Source organism: Mesorhizobium sp. M2A.F.Ca.ET.067.02.1.1, from assembly GCF_004023285.1.
In the GTDB taxonomy this organism is placed as follows: domain Bacteria; phylum Pseudomonadota; class Alphaproteobacteria; order Rhizobiales; family Rhizobiaceae; genus Mesorhizobium.
This window is the reverse complement of sequence record NZ_RZSB01000445.1, coordinates 1-5,021: the sequence shown is the minus strand read 5'-3', so window position 1 is coordinate 5,021 and position 5,021 is coordinate 1. Positions and strand designations below refer to the sequence as shown.

Genomic DNA, 5,021 nt, shown 5'->3' with positions numbered 1-5,021 from the left:
CCGTTGCGAAGACCCGCCAGCCCTCCGCCTTCAGCGCCCGCGCGCAATACGCGCCGATGCCGGAGGAGGCCCCGGTGACGATGACGGTGCGCAATTCTTTCGCGACGGTGGACGTTGTCTGACCTGGGGTTGCCATTTGCCGCAATCACTTCCCATATTCGCGGCGTCGACACAATCGAGCGGAGCGCGGGTCCTTGCTCAGGAATATCGTCGCCGTCAAGCGCGTGCTCTACGATGCGATCGGCCATTTCAACAATGACGACGGCTGGGCGATGGCCAGCCACCTCGCCATCACTTCGCTGATGGCGTTGTTTCCGTTCCTGATCTTCGCCACGACACTGGCCAGCTTCCTCGGCGCGCAGGCGTTCTCGGACACGGCGGTGCATCTCGTCTTCGACACCTGGCCGGAGCAGATCGCCAAGCCGATCGCGCGCGAGGTGCAGAACGTTCTCACCGTCAGGCGAACCGACCTTTTGACCTACGGCGTCGTGCTTGCCGCCTATTTCGCGTCGAACGGCATCGAGGCGCTGCGCACCTCGCTCAACCGGGCCTATCGTGTCACCGAAACGCGCGGCATCATCCACCGCAGGGTGCAGAGCATCATTTTCGTACTGATCGCCACGGCCTGCTTCCTGGCCGTCAGCGTGCTTCTGGTGTTCGCCCCTCTGCTGGCCAGGCTGGCGGAGGCCCATCTCGAATGGATCAAGCCCTATATGGGCACCATCACGCTGTGGCGTTACGTCGTCGCCTCCACCGTCATCGTCATCGGGCTGTTCTCCGTGCATATCTGGCTGCCGGCCGGCAAGCGCCGCTTTGTCTCGATCATACCTGGCATCGTCTTCACGCTGATCGCCTGGCTCGCCGGCTCGACCATCTTCGCCACCTATCTCGATCATTTCTCGTCCTACGTGACTACCTATGCGGGGCTCGCCTCGATCATGATCGCGGTGGTTTTCCTCTACATCATCTCGGCGATCTTCATCCTCGGCGGCGAGCTCAACGCCGCGATCAGCCGCTATCTGGAGGCGCGTGCGCGCGTCGGGTGAGTTGCGTCGGTAGAGGAATTGAAGAAATGAAGAATTGAGGAATTGAAGAAAAAGCGATCCGGCGCTGCCGGCTTCTTCTTCAGCTCTTCAGTTCTTCAGTTCTCCGTTCTTCAATTCTTCAATTCTTCAATTCCTCAATTCCCCTTCCCTTCCCTTCCCTTGCCTGCCCGCCGTCGCCAGGCCTACGCCAAGGGTCGCGATCGCCATGCCGGCGATCTGCAGCAGATTGAGCTGCTCGTCGAAAAGCATCCAGGCGATGACCGCGGTCACGGCGGGCACGAGGTAGAACAGCGAAGCGACCTTCGACATCTCGCCGTCCCTGATCATCACCATCAACAGGAAGATGGCGCCGACCGACAGCACCAGGACCAGCCAGGCCATGGCAAAGATCAGCTCGCCATTGACGGTGACGGCGCGCGTCTCGAAGGCGAGCGAGCCCAGGATCATCACGGCGGAGCCGCCGACATACTGCCACATCGTCGCCGACACCAGGTCGCCGCCGGAAGCATAGCGTTTCTGCCAGATGGTGCCGGCGCTCATGCCGAGCACCGAGACGAGCGAGGCGGTCAATGTTGCCGCGGTCACGCCGCCGCCGACCGCTCCGAGCTTCGGCCACAGCACAATGACGACGCCCACAAGCCCGACAGCGAGCCCGGCCCAATGGCGGGGCAGGATCGCCTCGCCGAGGAACCTGCCCGAGAGCACGGCGGTGATCAGCGGCTGCAGGCCGACGATCAATGCGGAAAACCCTGCCGGCATGCCCCGGTGGATCGCCCAGAAGACGGCGCCGAGATAGACGCCATGCATGAGGACGCCGGCCATCGTCGCATGCAACGCCTCGTCGCGCGTCGCCGTGCGCGAGCCAAGCAGCACGGCGAGGCCGGCAAACAGGATCGCCGCTATGACGAAGCGGATGGCAAGGAACGTAAAGGGCTCGGCCCAGGGCATGGCGTAGCGCGCGCCGATGAAGCCTGTCGCCCACAGAACGACGAAGGAGGCGGGAATGAGCCGCTTGATGCTCTGCATGGGTGGGAGGCTGCCGGGGTGAACGGTTGATGACGGCAATTGCTCTAATGCCGTTCAATCCGGCAAGCAAAACGAAACGGTTGATCCATAAGCTAAGTCGAATTCAACAAACCGTGCCAAGAGGGGCATGGCGCGTCGGCGCGCCATGGGTGGGCATGTTTTTGCATCTCGACACGACCTGGCTGTTGTTCGCCTTCCTGATCATTGCCGGCTTCGGTTTCTTCTTCGGCACGGCGCTCGACGCGATCATGAAGGAGAGCGGGTTTGGCCCGACCGGCAACACGCTGCTGTTCATCTTCGGCTTCTTTGCCGCGGTGACGGTCGCCGGCAAGCATGGCATCAGCCTGAGCGACCTCAGGCTGGCGGTTGCCTGTGGGCTCGGCGGCGCCTTTGCCTTCATCAGCGTGCTGGCGCTGATCAAGGCCGGGATGGCGCGACTTTAATCAAACTCGACAAGCCGCCTGACGTCCTGCGACGACATGCCCGCCTCGCGAAGCGCGGCAAGACCGGTGTCCTTGAAGCTCTTGGACAGTTTCCTGCCGTCCGGACCAAGGATCAGGCGGTGGTGGAAATAGCGCGGCTGCGGCAGGCCGAGCAGTTCCTGCAGCAGGCGCTGCACGCCGGCCGCCGCATAGAGGTCCTGGCCGCGCACGACATGGCTGACGCCCTGCAGCGCGTCGTCGAGGACGACGGCAAGATGATAGCTGGTCGGGATGTCGCGGCGGGCGACGATGACGTCGCCCCAGGCCTGCGGTTGCGCTTCGATCGCTCGTGTCGCCGACATCGTCTCATCGGTGAATTCGGTCCATGACAGGTCGGCGGTGACGCGCATCCTTGCCGCTTCGACGTCGAGCCGCCAGGCGAAGGGCATGTTCTCGGCGATCCGTCGCTTGCGCTCCCTGGCTGGCAGGGCCTTGTCGAGCGGCGGGTAGAGCGGCACGCCGTCAGGATCGCGCGGCCAGTCGCGGCCGCCTCTCTCGGCGATGAAGGCGCGGATCTCGCCCCGGCTCATGAAGGCCGGATAGACCAGTTCCTCGGCGACCAATCGGTCGAGCACCGCCTGGTATTCGGCAAAATGTTCCGACTGGCGACGCACCGGCTGTTCCCAGCGCAATCCCAGCCATTCGAGGTCGCGGAAAATGCCGGTCTCGAATTGCGGCGTGCAGCGGGCGATGTCGATATCCTCGATGCGCAGCAGCAGCCGTCCGCCCACCTGCGTCGCCATCTGCTGGTTCAGCAGGGCCGAATAGGCATGGCCGAGATGCAGTTCGCCATTCGGGCTCGGCGCGAAGCGGAATGTCAGGAGCGTCATCTCTCGGGCGGCGTTCGGGTTGAAAGGTGCTTTCGCCGGTTGGTATTTAGCCTCCATTGCCATTTCGCGGGCGTCCTGGGAACAAGAACGTGCAACGCATCGCCTCGCTCGACGACATTGCGACTGGGCTCGACGCGCTCTGCCGGATCGATCCGCGGTTGGAGACAGTGCGCGGCAAGGCGGGCGACGTGCCGCTTCGGCTGTCGGAACCGGGGTTTCGAAGCCTGGCGTCGATCATCGTTTCGCAGCAGGTTTCCCGCGCCAGCGCCGATGCGATCTTCGGGCGGCTGGTCAAGCTGGTCGATCCGCTGACGCCACAGGCAATCCTGGCCGCGGGCGAAGACGTGTTTCGCGAGGCCGGGCTGTCGCGGCCGAAGCAGCGTGGTCTGCTCGCCGTGGCCGAAGCCGTTGCCGGCGGGCTCGATCTCGATCACCTGTGCACCCTGGACGCCGGCGAGGCGATCGCCGCGATGACGGCCGTGCCCGGCATCGGCCCATGGACGGCCGAATGCTATCTGTTGTTCGCCGCCGGCCATCCGGACGTCTTCCCCGCGCGCGATGTCGCGCTGCAGACGGCGGTCGGCCATGCGCTCGGCATCGACCCGCGTCCGCCGGAGAAAATGCTGATCCGGCTGGCCGAATCATGGAGCCCCTGGCGGGGTGTCGCGTCGCGGCTTTTTTGGGCCTACTATCGTGAACTGAAGGGCAGGGACGCGGCCCCTCCCGTCGAAATGGCCAATAAAGCATGAAAATCATGCGTTTTTGAGAGTTTCGGCGAGAGACAATCCGCTTCACATCCCTGTCATGTCGGGCTTACAGTATTCGCGCCGTTCGGTTTGGAATGTAGGAGGCGAAGGACGTGACGGTTGCCGTATCTCCGGATGGGCTTCCCGCGCTGGTGCTGAATGCGGACTACCGCCCGCTCAGCTATTACCCCCTGTCGCTCTGGTCGTGGCAGGACGCCATCAAGGCTGTCTTCCTCGACCGGGTCAACATCGTCGCAGAATACGAGCACGCCGTCTCCTCGCCGACCTTCTCGATGAAGCTGCCGAGCGTGGTCAGCCTCAAGGCCTATGTGAAGCCGTCCCGGCATCCCGCCTTCACCCGCTTCAACGTGTTCCTGCGCGACCGTTTCCAGTGCCAGTATTGCGGCACGCCGGAGGATCTGACCTTCGACCATGTCATCCCGCGCCATCGCGGCGGGGCGACGACCTGGGAGAATGTCGTCGCCGCCTGCTCGCCCTGCAATCTTCGCAAGGGCGGCATGATGCCGGCGCAGGCCAAGATGTGGCCGCTGCAGAAGCCCTACCAGCCGACGGTGCACGACCTGCACAACAACGGCCGCCTGTTCCCGCCCAACCATCTGCATGAAAGCTGGATGGATTATCTCTACTGGGATGTCGAGCTGGAACCTTGAGATCGTTCGAGAATTCGTGAGGCAGGCCGTCTGAAGCGATTGTCTGCGCTTCCGATGCTCATGGACCTGAATGTCCGCTGCGCTTCGGTTCTCGACAATCACTTCATACGACTCAGCCTGACGAATTCTTTGAACGATCTCGCGTCGGCGCTTTGGTGCCGGCTCAATCCCGCGCGAGCGCGCTGCGGAAGGCGACGGCGGCCAGCACGAGGCTGGCGAT

7 protein-coding genes are annotated in these 5,021 nt (G+C 63.6%); 4 read left to right on the top strand and 3 right to left on the bottom strand.

Going from position 1 to position 5,021, the window contains the following annotated elements:
* The coding region (locus tag EOA28_RS24560) for an SDR family NAD(P)-dependent oxidoreductase (RefSeq protein ID WP_128315375.1) at nt 1-136 on the bottom strand (136 nt) is incomplete at its 3' end.
* Nucleotides 137-194: 58 nt separating this feature from the next.
* On the opposite strand from EOA28_RS24560, the gene EOA28_RS24555 reads away from it, so the two are divergent.
* The gene (locus tag EOA28_RS24555) at nt 195-1,046 is read left to right on the top strand and encodes a YihY/virulence factor BrkB family protein (protein WP_126081059.1); all 852 of its coding nucleotides are present in this window, start codon (nt 195-197) and stop codon (nt 1,044-1,046) included.
* Nucleotides 1,047-1,172: 126 nt separating this feature from the next.
* Here the strand turns inward: EOA28_RS24555 and EOA28_RS24550 are convergent, their stop codons facing one another.
* Nucleotides 1,173-2,072, bottom strand: coding sequence for a DMT family transporter (locus EOA28_RS24550; protein ID WP_128315374.1), 900 nt, complete (start codon nt 2,070-2,072; stop codon nt 1,173-1,175).
* Nucleotides 2,073-2,227: 155 nt separating this feature from the next.
* On the opposite strand from EOA28_RS24550, the gene EOA28_RS24545 reads away from it, so the two are divergent.
* Nucleotides 2,228-2,515, top strand: a complete 288-nt coding sequence (locus EOA28_RS24545) for a hypothetical protein (RefSeq protein WP_126081061.1) — start codon at nt 2,228-2,230, stop codon at nt 2,513-2,515.
* Here the strand turns inward: EOA28_RS24545 and gluQRS are convergent.
* A complete protein-coding gene (gluQRS, locus tag EOA28_RS24540; protein WP_127250983.1) occupies nt 2,512-3,384 on the bottom strand; it encodes a tRNA glutamyl-Q(34) synthetase GluQRS in 873 nt (290 codons plus the stop codon). The two genes, EOA28_RS24545 and gluQRS, sit on opposite strands and share 4 nt — an antisense overlap.
* 89 nt (nt 3,385-3,473) lie before the next feature.
* Between gluQRS and EOA28_RS24535 the strand changes: the two genes are divergently transcribed.
* The gene (locus tag EOA28_RS24535) at nt 3,474-4,133 is read left to right on the top strand and encodes a DNA-3-methyladenine glycosylase (protein WP_127250966.1); all 660 of its coding nucleotides are present in this window, start codon (nt 3,474-3,476) and stop codon (nt 4,131-4,133) included.
* 110 nt (nt 4,134-4,243) lie between these two features.
* Entirely contained in the window at nt 4,244-4,801 is a 558-nt protein-coding gene (locus EOA28_RS24530) for an HNH endonuclease (protein ID WP_027167440.1), read from the top strand.
* Nucleotides 4,802-5,021 lie beyond the last annotated feature (220 nt).